Genomic DNA, 19,372 nt, shown 5'->3' with positions numbered 1-19,372 from the left:
TCACTTGTGCGGCTCGCCCGCAGGTTCCACATCGATGATGCGATGGATGGACAAGACCCTTTCGGTGTCCCTGGCGGCGTCGAACACCCGGACGCGCCCTCCGGACACCGATACCGGAACAACGGTTTCGGTGTTGGAATTCCCCAAGCCGTCAACCACGTTCATGGTGACCGCTTGCTTCAGCCGGATGGCCCTCTGCAGGGTTTCGAGGCCCAGTTGCGTTGCCGCCTCGCCGGTCACCTCGCCGTGGACCGCCCGATGGTGCCTCAACACCGCGAGCTGGGCGTCGACGTCGTCGTCCGGTGGTGCGGTGCGGGGCGCCGTATACACGGGACGGGCGCCAGCGGCCACCGACGCCGTCCTCTTATAGCGCACGACGGCGGTCTCCGCCTCCTGCACGGCAGGCGAGAGTCCCAGCTCGCGCAGCACCCTCACGGTCTCCCGGGGGCTCGCGCTGGAGGTCAGTACCGTGGGGGCGATCCGGACAAGCCCCAGGCTTGCGGCCCCGGGCTCGCGGACGAGCTCGGCGATGGCGGCCTCGTCGTCACTTTGGATGAAACTGGGGCTGCTCGCGACCCGCAGCCGGCCGTGCCTCGAGGCAATGTCCTTGATCAAGTAGCGGAGCGGCTGCGGAACGTCAGTGGCAGAGTGGGTGCGCAGGAACGCGAGGATGGTTTCGGCGTCCTGGCCGGCGTCCAGCGCGCGCCGGATCGAATCTCCGGAGAAGCGGAAGATCGTGGCCGGGCCCTGGCCTTCGGCGTCGGCGATCAAGAGCAGTTTTTCGCTCAGTTCAGGTGCCAGGTACCCCGGCGCGACGGCGGTCAGGTCCGCTTGGAGCAGGACGTGGTTGACGGCGGCGGGCAGATGTTCGCCGAGGATGCTGAGGGCCAACTCGGGCTGTTCGGTGGCGATCGCCGAACCAAGCTGGGTCAGGGCGCCGGAGCCCATGAGCCCTAGGAGTTCGGCTTCGTGCAGGATCCCGCGGACAAGGGAGCTGAACCGCCGCGACATCCGGGGCTGGGACCATTCCGCGCGTTCCATGACGGCCTCGGCGTTCAGCACTGGAGCTTTGCCGTCCGGTGCTTCCACCTCGAGGGTGAGCTCTTCGAGGATCTCCAGGATCCGTTTGCGGACCAGCGGAGCGTCAGGGCGTTGGGCCTCTGCGGACAGGGCATTGATGGGGGTTGCCGGAGAGCCGGATCGCGGTGCCGTGGTGGCGGGCCCGGGAAGGGTTTGGCCCACAAGGGAGGGTGCGCGCTCGCTCGCGAGCCAGGCGTTGACCAGCCAGAGCCACTGTTCCTGGCGGGGGAGCGTGAGCCATTCCAGCGATGGCGGCTGCACCCAGGTGGAACTGTCCACATCGAGCCGCAGCAATCCTGACAAGGCACTGAGCTCGAGGATCAGGGCGGTCTCGGACAAGCCCAGGCGGAGGCTGTCGGCAAGGCGTTTGAGCTCGCGCACGCCCACCCCTCCGCTGCGCAGGGTGACCACGGGCTGCTCGCGGACCGCGTAGAGGAGTTCACCCACCAACCGGAGCGCTTCTGCGATGGCACCCATGGCGGCGTTCCGGCGCAACGCGGCACTCGTCTGGCCCAGTTCAGGAACGGGAGGCTTCAAGGTGAAGTGGTCCACGATTGCGCCGCCGCGCAGGGACAGGCCCACGCTGTGCGGGAGCTCAACGTGGCCGGCGTCCAAGGGGACAAGCAGACCGCGGGCCAGGAGCCAGTCCACGGGACCGACGTCGCGGCCTTCATGGAGCACGGAAGCCTTGCGCTGGGCCTGGGGAACGGCCCCCATGGCCCAACTGCCGAACTTGTTCAAAAGGGGACGCGTCCGTACGGGTGCCTCGGACAGGATGTGCTGAAGGTTCTCCGGCGTCGAGGTCCAGCGTTGCAGCGCCAACGCAGCATCCATGGGCGTCGTGGCGGCCAGGATATCGGCGCCGCTCTGGTGGAGTTCGGCAACGAGATGCACCACGCGCTGGGCGAAGGCCGGTTGCAGCCGAACCAACTCGGTGTAGCTGCGGCCCAAACCGGCCGGATAGATGCCGATGACGTCCTTGAGGCTGCCCACCGGCAAGTAGAACCGCTGCCGCCCCGGATTGTGGACCGTGGCCGGCGGATCGGCCCGGTGGATGAGGGCGAGTTCCTGGAGCTTGTTCAGGATCGGCTCGAGCGCGGCAAGGGTGGCGCCATTGATGCACTTCTTGAGTCCCGCCGCCGACACGCTGTGGCCCGTGTCCGTGTTGGTGCATAGGTGGAGTGTCTCCAGTACCTGCATCTCCGGTTTGTTGAGCCGTTCCAAGGCGCGCTGCACGCTGACGCGGGCGCTTGCCCGCGCCGCGAGCGCAGCGAAGTCCGGGACCACCGGGGAGATGAGGTCCGGCCGCGCGGCAAACAGGGCCCGCAGCGAATCATCGCTGCGCGCTTCCAGTTCCTTGCTGAGCGCGCGAATAAGGGACATCAATTCAACGTTACAGCCAGCCGGGTCCGCCGTCGGGCTTTCCGGCTGCTCATTGCCGACGCCGCGCCCACACAGCGTCCACCACCAGCGCGGCCATCAAAATAAAGGCGAGCGGCAGCCCGTAGAGAGCGGTGGACGTGACCCACACCGGTGCCACTCCGTTGGCGAAAGCGATCCCCATGACGGCGGCTACGGAAGCCAGGGACAGGACTGCGACGACGGCGGCAACGATCGTGAGCGGGCGGCGGAAGTCGTGGGGAATCATGGAAGCAACGCTAACAGTCCCGGGCGGCATCCCCTGTTCCAGGCAAGGGTGCAGCCTGGCCGCGGGCAAAAGGCGGCGGGACCTGCCTGCGGGGGTCTCAAAGCGCGAATCGGTGGCCGGGCAGGATAACCTTGAAGCAATAGACCAACATGGTCCAGGCAGTCACCCCTATTCCCGCAGTCTCCTGCGGATGCGGTGGCGTGCCGGCTGTGTCTCGCAAGTAAGAACGAAGAAGGTTGATTACGTGCCCACCGGCAAGGTCAAGTGGTATGACAAGGAAAAAGGCTTCGGATTCCTCGCAGCAGAGGACGGCCAGGAAGTGTTTCTGCCCAAATCCGCACTGCCCGAAGGCGTAGCGGATCTCAAGGCAGGAACCCGGGTTGAGTTCGGCGTCGCCGACGGTCGCCGGGGCGCCCAGGCGCTGGGCCTCCGGGTCCTGGACAAGTTGCCTTCCATCGCCAAGGCCAAGCGCATGAACGCCCGCGAGCTCGCTCCGGTAGTCCAGGATCTCGTATCTGTACTGGACAACCTCTCCGGCACGTTGTCCGCCGGCAAGTACCCTGAAGGCGCCAAGGGCAAAGCCATCGCAGCAGCCCTGCGCAAGGTTGCCGACGAGCTGGAAGCCTAAACCTGCCATGACATCAACGGCGAAACCCCGCACCGGCATTCCTGTGTGGCGCGTCGGCAAGCCGGACGCTTTCCTTGCGGCCGCCGTCGACGTCGCCCGCAATGCGGTGGAGACCATTGCCAAGCCGGCAGAAATCGGGCCGCATATTGCCGCGCGCTCGGAAGGCGAACGCGTCGTCACGCACCTGTTCGAATCGCGGCTGGCCGGGTACGGCGGATGGCAGTGGTACGCCGTCGTGACCCGCAACTCGCGCTCCAAAGTGGTCACCGTCAGCGAGCTTGGCTTGCTGCCGTCCGAGGACTCCATCCTCGCTCCTGAATGGGTGCCTTGGGCAAAGCGCGTCCGTCCGGAGGACGAGGCTACCGCGGCCGAGGAGGCGGAGGAAGCCGGCGTCCCCGTTGACGCGGACGACGACGGCGACCCTTCCCGTGAGGACGTCGCCGCCCCGGGTGACGAACAAGAGAGCGACGACCCCGACGACATCGAGGCTGACTAGCCCTTGGCGGACCCGGCGAGTGAATTTCGTGAAGGTGGCAACTGATGTCCACCTTCAAATCGCTCGGTGTCCTTAACTACCGCATTTGGTTCATCGGTGCGCTCGTTTCCAATATCGGCACGTGGATGCAACGGACTGCCCAGGACTGGCTGGTCTTCGCCCATCTGAGCAACCACGATGCCGGTGCGATGGGCGTGACCTTGGCCCTCCAACTGGGTCCACAGCTTTTCCTGGCGCCGTGGGCCGGACTGCTTGCCGACCGCTACAGCCGGCGCAGGCTCCTCGTCATGACGCAATCGGCCATGGCGGTCCTGAGCACGGGCTTGGGACTCCTGGTCCTAAGCGGTGCGGCCCAGTTGTGGCATGTCTACGTGTTCGCGCTCTTGCTTGGCGTCGTCTCGGCACTTGACGCCCCCGTCCGCCAGACGTTCGTGTCCGAGCTGGTCAAGGACGACTATCTTTCCAACGCTGTCGCGTTGAACAGCGCATCCTTCAACGTCGCCCGCATGATCGGTCCCGCGGTGGCCGGCGTGTTGACGGTGGCCGTGGGGCCGGGCTGGGTATTCATGATCAATACCCTGACCTTCCTCGCGATGCTTGGCGCGATCCGGGCCATTCCGCTTTCCTCCTTGCGCGTCCAACCCCGGGCCGCCGCAGGCAAGGGACGCATCCGTGAAGGGCTTCGCTACGTCCGCAACCGCCCGGACATTGTGGTTGTCCTCGTCGCGATCTTCATCATGGGCACGTTCGGACTGAACTTCGTCCTCTTCATCGCGGCCATGGTCGGCACGGAGTTCGGCATGGACGCGGGGGCATTCGGGCTGCTCAACTCGGTCATGGCGATCGGCTCCGTCGCAGGAGCATTGCTTTCCGCCCGGCGAGGGAGGCCACGCATGCGGCTCATCTTCGCGGCGGCGGGCGGGTTCGGCCTCGCGAGCGGACTGGCCGCCCTGGCGCCGAACTACACCATGTTCGCCTTGGCATTGATTCCCTGCGGACTGTTTGCCCTGACCATGATCACGAGCGCCAACGGCTACGTGCAGTCCACCACGGAACCCGTCATGCGCGGCAGGGTCATGGCACTCTACATGGCCATTTTCATGGGTGGAACGCCCATCGGTGCACCGTTCGTCGGCTGGGTGTCCAACGTCGCCGGACCCCGGTGGGCAGTGGGAGTGGCCGCTGCCGCGGGCGCCAGTACCGCCGTCGTCGGCATCGTGTGGATCATCCGCGCGCGCCAGCTGCGGCTCCGCTTCGACCGCAGCGCCGGCGGGATGCGGTTCTTCCGGATTGAGTCCCAAAGCGCGGGTCCAGCTAATAGGGACGCCGTTAAAAGGGACAGCGCCGCCCGGGATCCCCACCCGGACGACGCTGACCAGCCTTGACCGCGGGAATGCGGCAGGCCCTTACTTCTTCAGTTCGCCCACCACGAAGTCGATGCTGGCGAGCAATGCGGAGACGTCGTCCGGCTCGATGGCAACGAAGGTAGCGATGCGCAGCTGGTTGCGGCCCAGCTTGCGGTAGGGCTCCGTGTCCACGATCCCGTTGGCGCGGAGCACCTTGGCGATGGCCGCGGCGTCGATCGAGTCATCGAAATCGATCGTGGCAATGACGTTGGAGCGGTCCTCGGCCTTTGCCACGAACGGGGTGGCGTACTCGGAAGCCTCTGCCCAGCTGTAGATACGGCTTGCGGAGTCCGCGGTGCGTCCGGAAGCGAAATCCAGGCCACCGTTCTTGTTGAGCCACTGGACCTGGGCATCCAATGTCACCAAGGTGGACAGGGACGGCGTGTTGTAGGTCTGGTTGAGCTTCGAGTTGTCGATGGCCGTCTGCAGGTCGAGGAAATCGGGGATCCAGCGGCCGCTTGCCTTGATACGGGCGGCGCGCTCCAAGGCGGCGGGGGAGAAGAGGCCGAGCCACAGGCCTCCGTCGGACGCAAAGTTCTTTTGCGGGGCGAAGTAGTAGACGTCGGCTTCGGCAACATCAACATCCAGGCCGCCGGCTGCGGACGTCGCATCCACCAGGACCAAGGCGCCGTCGTCGCTGCCTTGAACCCGCTTGACCGGAGCGGCGACACCCGTCGAGGTTTCGTTCTGTGGCCACGCGTATACGTCCACGCCTGCTTCGGCCTGGGAAACCGGCCGGGTACCAGGCTCGGACGTGATGATGGAGGAAGCTTCAAGGAACGGTGCCTTGTTGGTCGCCGAAGCGAACTTGGAACCGAACTCACCGAAAGAGAGGTGCTGGGCCTTCTTCTCGACCAGGCCGAAGCTGGCGACGTCCCAGAACGCGGTGGAGCCTCCGACGCCGAGGATCACCTCGTAGCCCTCGGGCGCACGGAAGAACTGGCTAAGTCCCTCGCGGACGGAGCCCACCAGGTTCTTGACGGGTGCTTGGCGGTGGGAGGTGCCGAGGATCGTTGTCGAGGCGGCGGAGAGGGCCTCGATCTGCTCCGGGCGGACCTTGGAGGGCCCGGCGCCGAAGCGGCCGTCCTTGGGCAGCAAATCGGCGGGGATGGTGATGCTGTTGTCGCTCACGGGATGCTCCAATGGTGAAGTAGCGGCCTAGATGGGTCGTGGCAGGTGGCAAGCTGCCCCTTCGACTCCCCAATTCTGCCTGACACCGCAGGCGGGGGCAGAACCGAAGGTGTCATAGTCCGCCACGTGGAAACCCATCGTTCCGCCGGCTCAGGAGAGGACGGCGGACCGGGCGGTGGACAAGCGCCGGAATTATCCGGAGTAATTCCAAATAAGCTAAGCTTGGAGCTGGCGAAAATACGCAAGATACTGCGCTCGAGGAGCTGAGCTGGATGACGGATCTGATCGATACCACTGAGATGTATCTTCGGACCATTTTGGAGCTTGAAGAAGAGAACATCGTGGCTCTTCGCGCCCGCATCGCCGAGCGCTTGCGGCACTCCGGCCCCACCGTTTCCCAGACGATCGGGCGGATGGAGCGCGACGGCCTGGTGATTGTGTCCAACGACCGGCACCTTGAGCTGACTGAAACGGGCCGGAAACGCGCCACCGAGGTCATGCGCAAGCACCGGCTCGCCGAACGGCTCCTGGCAGATGTCATTGGACTGGACTGGGCCTACGTGCACGATGAAGCGTGCCGTTGGGAGCATGTCATGAGTGAGCGCGTGGAACGACGGCTCTATGAATTGCTGGACCACCCCACGGAATCGCCCTATGGCAACCCCATTCCCGGACTCGAAGCGCTGGGTGGAGCCGCGTCCCACGCCTTTACGGATGGCGTGGTCAACCTTCTTGACGCGATGAACGAATATTCACCTGAAAACCGGGTCACCGTCAGCCGGCTGGCTGAACCGATCCAGGTGGAACCGGAACTTCTGGTCCAGCTGGACGAGGGCGGAATCCGCCCGGGCGCCAGGGTGTCCCTGGAGCGCGTGGGGGAGTACATCTCCGTTCGCGTGCCTAATATCGAGGGCGCGCTGGAGCTGCCGCCTGAGGTTGCCTCGCACGTGTTTGTCACGGTCGCCTAGCCGGCCCGGCGGGGTCGCCCGCAAAGATAACGAAATTATTACCGTGGGGCTTAATCCCCTATAGTTAAATACTGGCGCCGATACCAAAGCGTTACCTGATCCGAAGCCGAGTTCTGCCAGCGGATCAGGTGGATTAGTCCATTCACTGGCAGAAACGGAGGAACCACCATCGGCTGTCGAAAGACGGCCTTGGGGTGAAGTCCGTAGCGGAAGTGCAAACAACGCAAGGCCCCTCCGGGTACCTTGCGTTTCGTGCCCTTCGCGCGGACCGGGTCCACGATCTCTCTGGCCCGAATCCGACAGCTAACTTCGCAGGCTTGCCAGAGAGGAAAACCTTGACCACGCAGAACACCAGGGGCCGCAGGCGCGCGTCCGGTCCTACTGCTGAGCTGCGGGGCACAAGCGCCGTCGAGCACGAGCGGCCGCGCGATCCCCATCGCGAACTTCGCCGCCGCAAGGGTCCTTTGCGGCAGATGGCCGAATTCGCCGCCGCGAGCGGAGCGGGACAGAAGGCCGGAGTGGCCCTCGCCACGACGGGCCTCATCCTGACAGTCGCTATGCCGGGCACCGGCGCCATGACGGCCACGGCGGATTCAAGCCAGGCCGCCTCGGCTGTGGGCACCCAGCCCGAGATTCCTGCCGCGGCAAGCGCCACGATCGACTTCAGCCGTGCCGCAGTGTCAACCACTGCGGATCCGGACAGCAAGCTCAAGCAGCTCTTGAGCGCACAGTCCGTCGGCACCATCAAGACCTCGTCCTCCAAGGGCACCCTGGGGGCGCCCCTGGACACCCTGACCACGGCCTCGCCTTTCGGCTACCGCGTGAATCCCATCACGGGCGGTTTGGGGGAGTTCCACCGCGGCCAGGACTTCGTGGCCCAGTGCGGCACCCAGGTCCATGCTGCCGCGGCCGGCAAGGTCACCTTCGCCGGCTGGCATCCGTATGGCGGCGGAAACCGCATTGTGGTGGACCATGGCAACGGCCTGGAAACCACGTACAACCATTTGTCGTCGTTCAACGTCCAGGTGGGCCAAACGGTTGGCCGAGGCGATGTCATCGCATTGAGCGGCACTACGGGCGCCTCCACGGGCTGCCACCTCCACTTTGAAGTCATGGTCAACGGCGACGTCGTTGACCCCCTGGGCTGGCTGTAGCCAATCCGATGGAAGTCTCTCGCATGCTTGTCACGCTCCGTGACCTGAATGTGACATTCAGCCAAAACTCATGTACCGTCTAACTCGCATCAACTTTTAGAGAGTTGATGCACTCGGGTGGATTGCCTAGCTCTGCCACTGCCCGAGGTTCCGTTCGCAAAACATCGTCTGGCAGAGGCGGGGGACCCACTTTTGGTCATCTTCACCGATGGCCTTGGGGTTAAGTCGCACGACTTCCGAGAGGGAGGAGTGTGGCCGGATGACTCCCATCCGAATCCGACAGCTTACCTCGCGGGCATAGGGAGAGGCCTCTTAACGTGTCTTCACGCTCTACTGTTGCGCGCCACCGTGCCGCGGTCACCAAGACCAACTCGCTTGCCGTTATCGCTAAGACTGTCGGCAGCAACGCCGGTGGCGTAGGCCGTCAGGCAGCCGTTATCGCAGCTGCTTCCGGTCTGGTGCTCACTAGCGGTATCGCAGCCAACGCTGCAGAAACCAACGTTCCCCGCGAGTCCACTTCGACCTCCGCCCTGGAAGTCCAGTCCATCGCCCAAGCCAGCATTTCGGCCGACTCCTCCGTCGCCATCAAGTACGAACGCCCGGTGGTTTCCACCGAAGCTGCTCCGGTTGTCGCAGCTCCGGTTGCCACCCAGGAAGCCGCTCCGGCTTCGCAGGCTGCCACGGGTGCCGCTACCGGCTCCTCGACGCTTTCTGTGACCGCTGCTGTTTCGCCCGCCACGAAGGTTGCCAGCGGCAAGGGCGCAGCGATTGCTGCCGCAGCTTACGCTCAGCTTGGCGTTGCCCAGGACTGCACTGCCCTGGCCTCGAACTCCCTGGCCGCTGTTGGCATCAACTTCCACGGCTGGCCGGCAGACTACCTCTCCCTTGGCCGTACGGTCAGCGCTGCTGAAGCGCAGCCGGGAGACCTGGTCTACTACCAGAACGGTGGCATGGGCATGGCCCACATCGCTGTTTACGTCGGCAACGGCATGGCAGTCCACGGCGGCTGGAACGGTGGCACCACCGCCCTTTACAGCGTCAATGTCGGCTCCGGCCCCGTCTTCATCCGCGTTGGTGGCTAAATAGCCCCGGTTACATAGCTTCACTGGAACATCCCCGCTGGTCCGCCGGTGGGGATGTCCTGTTTTAACGAGCGTGCGCTTACGTGTCCGGCACATGAACTTTGACCGACACTGCGCTGGAACCGCCGCATGGATTCGTTGATCTGGCCTTCTGGTGTTTACTCTTAGGTTGTCGATCCACAGCCCGTACATGCAGAGGGCAGCCGGCCCTCGCGCCCCTGACGGGTGCGGCCGTGAAGAGGTACGTGCATGCGCACACTCGTTCTGAATGCTGGATATGAACCGCTGGCGGTAGTAACCTTCCGCCGGGCGCTGGTCCTTGTGCTCACCGGAAAAGCGAGCGTAGTGGCCGAAGGCGACGAGCCTGTCGTCGGGCCACAAGAGATTCTCGGACGTCCTTCCGTGATTCTGCTCAATCGCTACATCCGGCCAAGGTACAACACCATCACGGCGGTCACACGCCGCGGCGTCTTGCGCCGTGACGGTCACCGTTGCGCCTACTGCGGGAAAGCAGCGCACACCATTGACCACGTCCACCCCAAATCCAGGGGCGGCGCGGATTCCTGGGAAAACCTGGTGGCAGCGTGCTTGCGCTGCAACAACGCCAAGAGTGACCACACCCCAGCCGAGATGGGCTGGAAACTGAGGTTCACTCCGGCGGCGCCCACCGGGACTATCTGGCAAATCAAGGAGCTTGAGAAACCTGCGCCCGCATGGGATCCCTTCCTCCTGCCCGAGTCGGCGGCCTGAACCGGAATTGAGCCCGCTTCCCGGGTAATCTGGGCGGGTGGACTTTGATGCGGTGATATTGGCGGGTGGCAAGTCCTCCCGCCTCGGCGGCGTGCCCAAAGCCCAGTTGAGATACGACGGCGCCACACTCCTTGAGCGCGCCGTGGCGGCCGCACGCGGTGCGGGAAGCGTCGTCGTCGTCGGCCCGGATCCCGGCACTCTGCCGGACGGCACATTGACCGCGCGGGAGGAGCCGCCCTTCGCCGGACCCGCAGCCGCGATCGCCGCCGGACTCCTCGCCCTGGGGCACGGAGGCGAAACGCAAGACGGCGAGGAGCCGTCCACGAAGCACGCGCCCTGGGTTCTCGTCCTGGCCTGCGATATGCCCCTGGCCGCCGCCGCGGTTCCGGTCCTGCTCCGGGAAGTTGCAGGCCACCAGGACACGGACGGGGCCATGTCCGTATCCGGCGACGGTAGGAAGCAGCCGCTGCTCGGGATCTACCGCGTATCTGCTTTGCAGCGCGAAGTGCAAGCTGCCGGAGAAGAACGTGGCCTGGTCAACGCCGCGGTTTTCCGCCTGCTTGCTAGGCTTGATCTGCAGGCCGTGCCTGTCCCCGCAGGGTCCACCGATGACGTGGATACCTGGGATGACGCCGCGGCGCTTGGAGTGGACGGCGACCTGCCGTGACAACAGCTGTACCGGACAGTGGAGGCGGATCGTGAAGAGCCAGGAAGAAACGCTCGAGGAATGGTGCAGGAGCCTGCTGCAAGCGTATGAGTTGGACGACGTCGAGATCGACATCAACGAGATCCTGTCCCTGGCGGGCGTTGCAGCCCATTCGGTGGTCCGGCCGGCGGCTCCTTTGACAACCTTCATTGCGGGCTTTGCGGCCGGGCTTGCCTCGGGCTCGGGACAAGCCACTCAATCTGCGTCGATGGATGCAGCCCTGGGCCTGGCACGCACGCTCGCGAAGGACTATACGAACCCCGGAACCGACGCCGGATGACGGAAGCCCCCGGGCATGTCCCGCATGCCGACCACTTGTGGGCCGAGGCGCGGCAACTTGCCTTCGATAGCGCCACGCCCATTCCCGCCGCACCCGTTGCCCTGAAGGACGCCATCGGCAGGACCCTGGCCTCGGATGTCCACGCCTTGCAGGACCTGCCGCACTACGCGTCCTCCGCGATGGATGGCTGGGCAGTCAACGGCAGCGGTCCATGGATCCTCGCCGAACCCGGCCATCGGCTGGCACCGCACCAAGCCAGCCCGATCGCCACGGGTGGCCTGATCCCGCCCGGGGCCAAGGCCGTTCTGCGGAGGGAGAGCGGGGTCCTGACCACGGACGAAGACGGCTTACCACTGCTCGCGCTCGGCGGGAACGCGAAGCCCGGCGAACCGCGCAACGGGCAACACATCCGCGACGCGGGAGAAGAAGCCGCGGCGGGCGAGCTGCTGATCAAATCAGGCGTCGTCCTGAACCCGGCCCATCTCGCCCTGGCCGCCCTGGCCGGACGTGATGAACTGGACGTCCTGGGCAAGCCCCTCGTGAAAATGGTGCTGACCGGCGCCGAGGTGGTGACCGCGGGTGTCCCGGCCCCCGGGCGCGTGAGGGATACTTTCGGTCCCCAGCTTGGCGCCGTCGTCGAGCTCCTTGGCGGCATTCGCGGCGAGCAAATCAAGGTGGGCGACTCCTATGACGAATGGCTCTCGGCCCTTGAGGAAGGTGAGCTGTCGCCGGACGCGCCACCCGCCGACGTCGTCATCACCACCGGGGGTACCGGCCGTTCGGGGACGGACCACTTCCGTCGGGCCATTGCGGAGCTGGGTGGCCGCTTGCTGATTGATGGAATTGCGATGCGTCCGGGACATCCCGGCGTTTTGGCCGAGTTGCCGGACGGTCGCTTCGTGCTGGGCCTCCCAGGCAATCCGCTCGCGGCCATGATGGTCCTCTTCACGATCGGCGCGCCGCTCCTCGCGGGTCTGGGTCACGGAACACTGCCCGAGGTGGGCGAGGTTCCTTGCGGTGCAATGCTCGACGCCGATCCCGGGCGCACGCGCTTGTTTCCCTTCAGGTTTGTGTACGGCTTGGCGTCGCCGGCCCAGCACGCGGGGCCCGGGATGATGCGCGGCCTCGCCAGTGCGGACGGAATCATGGTGGTGCCGCCGCACGGCGTACAACTTGGAGAGGCAGTGCCAGCTTTTCCATTGCCGTGGGGGCCGCCGCTTCCCCGGCCGAAGCCACCGGAGGACAAGGCCAAGAAGACTCCTGCCAAGCCAGCACGGAAGGTTTCGTCCGGTCCGGTGGACTGGAGCGCCCTGACGGGCTGAGAGTTTCAGGTGCGGGATGGACGCGGGTGGATTAGAGAGTCAGGCCTTGCAATGATGGGGACATGAACAGGCATGCTCCCGAGCAGGACATCAATGAAGATGACCTCCAGATCCACCCACCCAAGCGCTCCGCGGCGGGCGTCAAAGCTGTCACCGTGGCATTGGAACGGGGCTGGTCCCAAGCGGGTGTCGGCCGGACCGTCAAGTCAATGCTCCGCGTCAACCAGCGGGACGGTTTCGATTGTCCCGGCTGCGCCTGGCCGGAGTCCATCACGGGCAAACGCAGTCCCGCCGAGTTCTGCGAAAACGGGGCCAAGGCAATCGCCGAGGAGAGCACCACACGCGTGGTCGACGCGGAGTTCTGGGCCCGGCACTCCCTGGCCGAGCTTGGGGACAAGACCGAATACTGGCTCGGCAGCCAAGGCCGCATTGCCGAGCCCGTCGTCATCCGCCCTGGCGAGACGCACTATTCGCCGATCAGCTGGACGGATGCTTTCGCCCTGATCGGCGAGCACGTGAATGCCACCACGCCGGACCGCTGCGTTTTTTACACCTCGGGGCGCACGGCCAACGAGACAGCCTTCATGTACCAGCTGTTCGCCCGCAGCCTGGGCACGAACAACCTGCCCGATTGTTCGAACATGTGCCACGAGTCTTCCGGAAGCGCCCTCAACCCGACCATCGGCATCGGCAAGGGCACTGTCTCCCTGGAAGACATCCATGAAGCTCAGTTGGTGTTCGTTGTGGGGCAGAACCCCGGCACGAACCATCCGCGCATGCTCTCAGCCCTGCGTGATTGCAAGAACAACGGCGGCAAGGTCGTAGCCGTCAATCCATTGCCGGAAGCCGGGCTCCTGAACTTCAAGGACCCCCAGTCGCTCAACGGCGTGGTGGGCGGCGGCACGGACATCGCCGATGAATTCCTCCAGATCAAGGTGGGTGGCGACCTTGCCTTGTTCCAAGCGCTGGGCCATCTCCTGTTGGAGGAGGAGAAGCGGAAGCCTGGAACCGTGGTTGATCGCGCCTTCATCGAGGCGCAGACCGACGGTTTCGAGGCCTACGCCGAAGCCCGGGCTACCCTGGACTGGGCAGAGACGGAACGCGCCACGGGCCTGAGCCGCATCGAAATCACCAAGGTGGCCGGCATGCTCGCCGCCTCAAAGGGCACCATCATTTGCTGGGCGCTGGGCCTCACCCAGCAGCCGCACTCCGTGGACACCTTGCGGGAAATCATCAACCTGCTGCTCTTGCAGGGGAACTTCGGCAAACGCGGTGCCGGCGCCTGCCCCGTGCGCGGCCACTCCAACGTACAGGGCGACCGCACGATGGGCATCTGGGAGAAACCGTCCGAAGGCTTCCTGGCAGCCTTGGACAAAGAGTTTGGATTCACCACACCGCGGGTCCACGGATACGACTCCGTGGAAACCCAGCACGCCTTGGAGAAGGGCGAGGTGGACGTCTTCGTTTCCATGGGCGGCAACTTCGCCGCGGCAGGTTCGGACACCGTCGCCCTGGAGGAAGGGCTCAAGAAAGCCGGGCTGACGGTCCATATCTCCACCAAGCCCAACCGCGCCCATGTTGTACACGGCAAGACCTCCCTGATCCTGCCCACCCTGGGCCGCACGGACACGGACGACAAACACCCGGGCGGACGGCAGATCCTCTCCGTTGAAGACTCCATGTCCGTCATCCACTCCACGCAGGGCCGGTTGACTCCGATTTCGGAGCATTTGCTTAGCGAACCCGTCATCGTCGCACGCATGGCGCAGGCGGTCCTCGGGGACAACCACCCCGTGGATTGGCGGGCCATGGCCGAAGACTACGACGTCATTCGCGACCACATCTCCAGGGTGATCCCCGGCTTCGAGGACTTCAACGCGCGGGTGCGGACCAAGAACGGCTTCGTGCTGCCGAACCCGCCACGCGACACCCGCACGTTCGCCACGGACATCGGCAAGGCACGATTCACCGTGAGCCCACTGGAGTACCTCGAAGCCCCTGCCGGCCACCTGATCCTGCAGACAGTCCGCAGCCATGACCAGTACAACACCACGTTTTACGGGCTCGACGACCGATACCGGGGCATTTCCGAAGGCCGCCGCGTGATACTGGTCCACGAGGACGATCTCGGCGAACTCGGCTTCGAAGACAGGGACATGGTGGACGTCATCTCCACTTTCCGCGGAACGGAGCGCCGGGCGGACAAGTTCCGGCTGGTTGCCTACCCAACGGCCAAGGGTTGCGCCGCCGCGTACTTCCCCGAGGCCAACGCCCTGGTCCACCGGGAGCTCGTTGCCCGTGAATCCAATACCCCCGGCTACAAGGCCATGACGGTGCGGTTCGTCAGACACGGGGAAGCCGCCGGGCATGCGGAACCCGCCGGGAAGGTGGGTAGCTGAGATGGGACGGGTGACCCAGCGCCGCAAGGTGCACAAATTCGTCCTGGACGGCTCCGCCCAGGCCCTGGAGCACCCGGTCCGCTACCGCGAGGACTTCCTGGCCGTCGAGGAACCGCTCGAGGTGCGTTTGGGGCACATGTCCTTCTCGGTGACCATGCGGACCCCTGGCGACGACTTCGACCTCGTGGCGGGCTTCCTGGTCTCCGAGGGTGTTATTTGGGACCCGGCCCAGCTCATTTCCCTGCGCTTCTGTGCCGGCGAGGACGAGAACGGCGTTCAGACCTTCAACGTGGTGGAAGCCCAGTTGCGTCCCGACGTCGTCCTGCCGGAGACCGGGCGCAACGTCTACACCTCCAGCTCGTGCGGGATCTGCGGCACTGACTCCATCGAGGCAGTGCGTAAATCCTCACACTTCAGCCCCGAGGACGACCCCCTGAATGTCCCGGTGGAGGTTCTGGCCGCGCTGCCTGACCGTCTCCGTGAAGCACAGGCGGTCTTCGACAAAACCGGGGGAGTACACGCCGCCGGACTCTTCCGGATCCACGACGACGGTGCTGCCGAGCTGCTGTGCCTGCGGGAAGACGTGGGGAGGCACAATGCGGTGGACAAAGTGGTGGGCTGGGCGCTGCGCGAAGGAATGCTGCCCCTGCGCGGCACCGTCCTGCAGGTCTCCGGGAGGGCATCCTTCGAGCTGGTCCAGAAGGCGGCGCTCGCAGGGATCCCGGTCCTGGCCGCCGTCAGCGCACCCTCCAGCCTCGCAGTGGAGCTAGCACAGGAGACCGGCCTGACGCTGGTGGGCTTCAGCCGGGGGACCAGCTTGAACGTCTACGCGGGCAGCGACCGGGTCGGAGTTCCGGCGGGAGCCGGTGGGGGGCCCACGCCGGCGAGGGCCCCGGCCTGAGCTTGCGAAGGCGGGAGCCGGTGGGGAGTAGGGACCTGCAGGGATAGCCGCCAATCACTTGGCTATTGTTCGGGAACGACGTAGATTTTATCCATCGAATGGAATCTGGTTCCTCCGGACAGTGACCTGCCTACTAGGCTGCTCATAACGGTAAGGAAGCAATCAACCCAGCCCACCGCCAAAGGGGACCTCAATTGCACGACGACCGCCGGATCACTGAGAAGCGGCTCGAACGTTTTGTCCGGGAGCGGATAGCTCCCGCCATCTATGGCCGTGCGCTGCCTCTTGAACTGAGCAGCTGGGATGCCCCGGGGGAGCCGGTTCCGGTCTCGGAAGCACTCCGCCAGGTCTTTGAGCCCCAGGAACACGGTGCCGCGTGGGGCAAGGCCTGGAGCACCAAGTGGCTGCGGCTTCGGGGCGAGGTCCCGGAGGGGTGGGGAGTCGCCGATGGCACCACGGTGGAGATCGTCGTCGATCTCGGGTTCAGCATCGACGCACCCGGATTCCAGTGCGAGGGCATCGCCTGGCGCCCGGACGGCACCATCATCAAGGCCATCTCTCCGCGCAACCAGCATGTCCCGCTGAAGCTTCTGGGTGGCGGACTCTCGGTGGACTTCTACGTGGAAGCCGCGGCCAATCCGGATCTCAGCCAAAGCTGGACCTTCGCGGCAACCCCGCTCGGGGACAAGTCCACCTCCGGAGACGAGCCCCGCTACCGGCTCGGACGCATAGCCATCGCCGAACTCAACGAGGTGGTCTGGGAGCTCCACCAGGACATCTGGACCCTTAGCGGGCTGATGCACGAACTGCCCTTCGAACTGCCGCGGCGGCATGAGATCCTCCGCGCCTTCGAGCGCATGCTGGACATCATGGACCCGGACGATGTTGCCGGTACCGCAGCCGCCGGCAGGGAAGCCCTCGCCGAGGTCTTGAGCCGGCCCGCTTACGCCTCGGCCCACGAACTTCTGGCCACTGGCCACGCCCATATTGACTCGGCCTGGCTATGGCCGGTCCGGGAAACCATCCGCAAATGCGCCCGCACCTTCTCCAACGTTGTGGCCCTCATGGATGAGAACCCCGATTTCGTCTTCTCCTGCTCCTCGGCGCAGCAATTGGCATGGATGAAGGAGTTCTATCCTGAGCTGTTCATCCGGATCCGGGAGAAGGTGAAGGCCGGGCAATTCGTGCCGGTTGGCGGCATGTGGGTGGAATCCGACACCAATATGCCCGGTGGCGAGGCAATGGCCCGCCAATTCGTCGAGGGCAAGAGCTTCTTCCTGCAGGAGTTCGGGATCGACTGCCAGGAGGCCTGGCTGCCTGACTCCTTCGGATATTCCGGGGCCCTCCCCCAGATCGTCAAGTCCGCTGGTTCCCGGTGGTTCCTGACCCAGAAGATCTCCTGGAACCAAGTCAACAAGATGCCGCACCACACCTTCAACTGGGAGGGCATCGACGGCACGCGGCTTTTCACCCACTTCCCGCCCGTGGACACTTACAACTCCGAGCTCCACGGCCGCGAACTGGCCCATGCCCAGCGCAACTACCGGGAGCATGGCCGCGGCACCATTTCGCTGGTCCCCTTCGGTTACGGCGACGGCGGTGGCGGACCCACGCGCGAAATGGTTGCCGCCGCCCACCGGACGGCGGACCTCGAAGGCTCGCCGAAGGTGCGCATGGGAACCGCGAAGGAGTTCTTCACCCAGGCCGAGGCCGAGTACCACAACCTCCCGGTCTGGGTAGGGGAGATGTACCTTGAGCTGCACAGGGGGACGTACACGAGCCAGGCCAATACCAAACAAGGCAACCGCCGCTCGGAACACCTGCTGCGCGAGGCCGAGCTTTGGTGCTCGACGGCGGCAGTACGGACTGCGGGTTCGTTCACCTATCCCGCGGCGGACCTCAAGCGGTTGTGGCGGCTTGTACTCCTGCAGCAGTTCCACGACATCCTGCCGGGCAGTTCCATCGCGTGGGTCCACCAGGATGCGGAGCGGAACTATGCCGCGATCGCCCGGGAGTTGGAAGGCATCATAGCGGGTGCCGCGTCAGCCGTTCTGGGCGAGGGAGACACCACGTTCCTGCTCAATGCCGCGCCGCACGAGCGCAACGGTGTTCCGGCGCTCGCCGCTGCCGAGCCGGTCCACTCGGATAGTCCAGTCAGTGTCACAGAGCGCGCCGGCGGTTATGTTTTGGACAACGGCATCATCCGGGCGGTGCTGGACGCCAATGGATTGCTGACCTCCCTCTCCGATTACGCAACGGGCCGGGAAGCCATTGCGCCCGGGACGTTCGGCAACCACCTTGAGCTCCACCGGGATACGCCGAACGAATGGGATGCCTGGGACATCGACGAGTTCTATCGCCGGAACGTCGTCCCGGTGGTCGACGCGCGATCGGTGACGCTGGAACGTGCAGGCTGGGACGTCGTCGTCGTGGTGGAGCGGACGGTGGGCTCCTCCACCATCACGCAGCGCATTTCCCTCGAAGCGGGCGCGGAATCCCTCGGCATTTCCACCACGGTGGACTGGCAGGAACACGAGAAACTGCTCAAGATCGGTTTCCCGCTGGATGTCCGTGCGGACCGTTCCGCCTCGGAGACCCAATTCGGGCATGTCTTCCGGGCTACGCACACGAACACGTCCTGGGAAGCCGCCAAGTTCGAATTCTGCGCCCACCGCTGGATCCACGTGGCGGAGCCGGGTTATGGAGTCGCAATCTCCAATGCCTCAAGTTACGGGCACGACGTCACCCGGACCATCCGTGACGACGGCGGAACCACCACCAATGTGCGTGTGTCACTGCTGCGGGCGCCCAAGTTCCCGGACCCCCAAGCCGACCTTGGGGTTCACGTCCTGGATCTGAGCATCCGGCCCGGCGCCAGCATCGGCGGGGCCGTGGAAGAGGGCTACCGGACCAATCTCAAACCGAGGTTGCTGGCAGGGGCGAACCCCGTTGAGCCGCTTTTCACGCTGTTCAACCAAGCGTTGGTCATCGAGGCCGTCAAGCTTGCCGAGGACGGCTCCGGAGACGTCATCGTGCGGCTTTACGAATCTCTGGGAGAACGCTCCACGGGCCTCATCACAGCCAACTTCGAATCCCGGATGGTGCAATCCGTGGACCTGTTGGAACGTCCCGTCGAGGCTCCCGGAGTGAAGCCCGGAGCGGGAGCTGCCGAACTGACCCTGCGCCCGTTCCAGCTGGTGACCTTGCGTTTCAGCCGCTAGACGGTTGCGTGCCCGGCCCACCCAACTAGCTCGCAGTAGATGTCGTTTTGGAGGCCCAAAACGACAACAAATGCTGGGCCCACGCCGCCAGGGTTCCCTGGCCGTGGGGCCACACCGGCGAGGGCCCCGGCCTGAGCTTGCGAAGGCTGGGAGCCGGTGGGGACTTGCGAGGCGAGGGTGGCGGTGGGGATCAGTTGGGG

General features: G+C 65.1%; 16 protein-coding genes and 2 riboswitches. Of the genes, 13 read left to right on the top strand and 3 right to left on the bottom strand.

Features of this window, described 5'->3' with window-relative positions:
• Together AC1DJB_RS05605 and AC1DJB_RS05600 are read right to left on the bottom strand one after the other, a co-directional pair.
• Nucleotides 1-2,463, bottom strand: a complete 2,463-nt coding sequence (locus AC1DJB_RS05605) for a helicase-associated domain-containing protein (RefSeq protein WP_284989618.1) — start codon at nucleotides 2,461-2,463, stop codon at nucleotides 1-3.
• Nucleotides 2,464-2,512: 49 nt separating this feature from the next.
• Nucleotides 2,513-2,728, bottom strand: a complete 216-nt coding sequence (locus AC1DJB_RS05600; RefSeq protein WP_059388200.1) for a hypothetical protein — start codon at nucleotides 2,726-2,728, stop codon at nucleotides 2,513-2,515.
• Nucleotides 2,729-2,972: 244 nt separating this feature from the next.
• Between AC1DJB_RS05600 and AC1DJB_RS05595 the strand changes: the two genes are divergently transcribed.
• From AC1DJB_RS05595 to AC1DJB_RS05585, 3 genes are read left to right on the top strand one after another with little or no spacing between them, the layout of a single operon-like run.
• Nucleotides 2,973-3,356: a cold-shock protein gene (locus AC1DJB_RS05595; RefSeq protein WP_059388199.1), complete on the top strand. Its 384-nt coding sequence runs from the start codon at nucleotides 2,973-2,975 to the stop codon at nucleotides 3,354-3,356.
• A gap of 7 nt (nucleotides 3,357-3,363) precedes the next feature.
• Nucleotides 3,364-3,852, top strand: coding sequence for a DUF3027 domain-containing protein (locus tag AC1DJB_RS05590; RefSeq protein ID WP_441432759.1), 489 nt, complete (start codon nucleotides 3,364-3,366; stop codon nucleotides 3,850-3,852).
• Nucleotides 3,853-3,896: 44 nt separating this feature from the next.
• Nucleotides 3,897-5,237, top strand: coding sequence for an MFS transporter (locus tag AC1DJB_RS05585; RefSeq protein WP_441432760.1), 1,341 nt, complete (start codon nucleotides 3,897-3,899; stop codon nucleotides 5,235-5,237).
• Nucleotides 5,238-5,258: 21 nt separating this feature from the next.
• Here AC1DJB_RS05585 and serC read toward each other — a convergent pair whose 3' ends face one another.
• Nucleotides 5,259-6,389 carry a phosphoserine transaminase gene (serC, locus tag AC1DJB_RS05580; RefSeq protein WP_284989620.1) on the bottom strand — a complete coding sequence of 377 codons (1,131 nt, stop codon included), beginning with the start codon at nucleotides 6,387-6,389 and terminating at the stop codon, nucleotides 5,259-5,261.
• A 272-nt stretch (nucleotides 6,390-6,661) separates the two neighbouring features.
• On the opposite strand from serC, the gene AC1DJB_RS05575 reads away from it, so the two are divergent.
• The 10 genes from AC1DJB_RS05575 (at nucleotide 6,662) to AC1DJB_RS05530 (ending at nucleotide 19,172) form a co-directional block, all read left to right on the top strand.
• Nucleotides 6,662-7,357 carry an iron-dependent transcriptional repressor DtxR gene (locus AC1DJB_RS05575; RefSeq protein WP_059388195.1) on the top strand — a complete coding sequence of 232 codons (696 nt, stop codon included), beginning with the start codon at nucleotides 6,662-6,664 and terminating at the stop codon, nucleotides 7,355-7,357.
• A gap of 125 nt (nucleotides 7,358-7,482) precedes the next feature.
• Nucleotides 7,483-7,690: riboswitch (cyclic di-AMP (ydaO/yuaA leader) on the top strand.
• Nucleotides 7,691-7,692: 2 nt separating this feature from the next.
• Nucleotides 7,693-8,511 (top strand): M23 family metallopeptidase, encoded by an 819-nt coding sequence (locus AC1DJB_RS05570; RefSeq protein ID WP_441432761.1) that lies wholly within the window; start codon nucleotides 7,693-7,695, stop codon nucleotides 8,509-8,511.
• 145 nt (nucleotides 8,512-8,656) lie between these two features.
• A riboswitch (cyclic di-AMP (ydaO/yuaA leader) is annotated at nucleotides 8,657-8,823 on the top strand.
• 5 nt (nucleotides 8,824-8,828) lie between these two features.
• A complete protein-coding gene (locus AC1DJB_RS05565) occupies nucleotides 8,829-9,593 on the top strand; it encodes an NlpC/P60 family protein (RefSeq protein ID WP_059388194.1) in 765 nt (254 codons plus the stop codon).
• Between the two features lie 249 nt (nucleotides 9,594-9,842).
• Nucleotides 9,843-10,343, top strand: a complete 501-nt coding sequence (locus tag AC1DJB_RS05560) for an HNH endonuclease (protein WP_028266173.1) — start codon at nucleotides 9,843-9,845, stop codon at nucleotides 10,341-10,343.
• A gap of 37 nt (nucleotides 10,344-10,380) precedes the next feature.
• Nucleotides 10,381-11,010, top strand: a complete 630-nt coding sequence (gene mobA, locus AC1DJB_RS05555) for a molybdenum cofactor guanylyltransferase (protein WP_441432762.1) — start codon at nucleotides 10,381-10,383, stop codon at nucleotides 11,008-11,010.
• Between the two features lie 31 nt (nucleotides 11,011-11,041).
• Complete coding sequence (locus tag AC1DJB_RS05550; RefSeq protein ID WP_307052769.1) at nucleotides 11,042-11,329, top strand: DUF6457 domain-containing protein; 288 nt, start codon at nucleotides 11,042-11,044, stop codon at nucleotides 11,327-11,329.
• Nucleotides 11,326-12,651, top strand: a complete 1,326-nt coding sequence (locus AC1DJB_RS05545; protein WP_441432763.1) for a molybdopterin molybdotransferase MoeA — start codon at nucleotides 11,326-11,328, stop codon at nucleotides 12,649-12,651. The genes AC1DJB_RS05550 and AC1DJB_RS05545 overlap by 4 nt, the downstream gene beginning before the upstream one ends.
• A 62-nt stretch (nucleotides 12,652-12,713) precedes the next feature.
• The gene (locus tag AC1DJB_RS05540) at nucleotides 12,714-15,050 is read left to right on the top strand and encodes an FdhF/YdeP family oxidoreductase (protein ID WP_284989625.1); all 2,337 of its coding nucleotides are present in this window, start codon (nucleotides 12,714-12,716) and stop codon (nucleotides 15,048-15,050) included.
• 1 nt (nucleotide 15,051) lies between these two features.
• Entirely contained in the window at nucleotides 15,052-15,951 is a 900-nt protein-coding gene (gene fdhD / locus AC1DJB_RS05535) for a formate dehydrogenase accessory sulfurtransferase FdhD (protein ID WP_476910018.1), read from the top strand.
• 194 nt (nucleotides 15,952-16,145) lie between these two features.
• Nucleotides 16,146-19,172, top strand: coding sequence for an alpha-mannosidase (locus tag AC1DJB_RS05530; protein ID WP_441432765.1), 3,027 nt, complete (start codon nucleotides 16,146-16,148; stop codon nucleotides 19,170-19,172).
• Nucleotides 19,173-19,372: the final 200 nt, after the last annotated feature.

This window comes from Arthrobacter sp. 01T428 (assembly GCF_056398685.1).
The sequence above is the reverse complement of the archived record's forward strand: the minus strand, read 5'-3'. Positions and strand labels throughout refer to the sequence as shown.

Coding starts and splice junctions, on each gene's coding strand:
- AC1DJB_RS05560 (WP_028266173.1), top strand. CDS start 9,843: ATGCGCACACTCGTTCTGAATGCTGGATATGAACCGCTGGCGGTAGTA.
- AC1DJB_RS05545 (WP_441432763.1), top strand. CDS start 11,326: ATGACGGAAGCCCCCGGGCATGTCCCGCATGCCGACCACTTGTGGGCC.
- AC1DJB_RS05590 (WP_441432759.1), top strand. CDS start 3,364: ATGACATCAACGGCGAAACCCCGCACCGGCATTCCTGTGTGGCGCGTC.
- AC1DJB_RS05605 (WP_284989618.1), bottom strand. CDS start 2,463: ATGTCCCTTATTCGCGCGCTCAGCAAGGAACTGGAAGCGCGCAGCGAT.
- fdhD (WP_476910018.1), top strand. CDS start 15,052: ATGGGACGGGTGACCCAGCGCCGCAAGGTGCACAAATTCGTCCTGGAC.
- AC1DJB_RS05575 (WP_059388195.1), top strand. CDS start 6,662: ATGACGGATCTGATCGATACCACTGAGATGTATCTTCGGACCATTTTG.
- AC1DJB_RS05585 (WP_441432760.1), top strand. CDS start 3,897: ATGTCCACCTTCAAATCGCTCGGTGTCCTTAACTACCGCATTTGGTTC.
- AC1DJB_RS05540 (WP_284989625.1), top strand. CDS start 12,714: ATGAACAGGCATGCTCCCGAGCAGGACATCAATGAAGATGACCTCCAG.
- AC1DJB_RS05600 (WP_059388200.1), bottom strand. CDS start 2,728: ATGATTCCCCACGACTTCCGCCGCCCGCTCACGATCGTTGCCGCCGTC.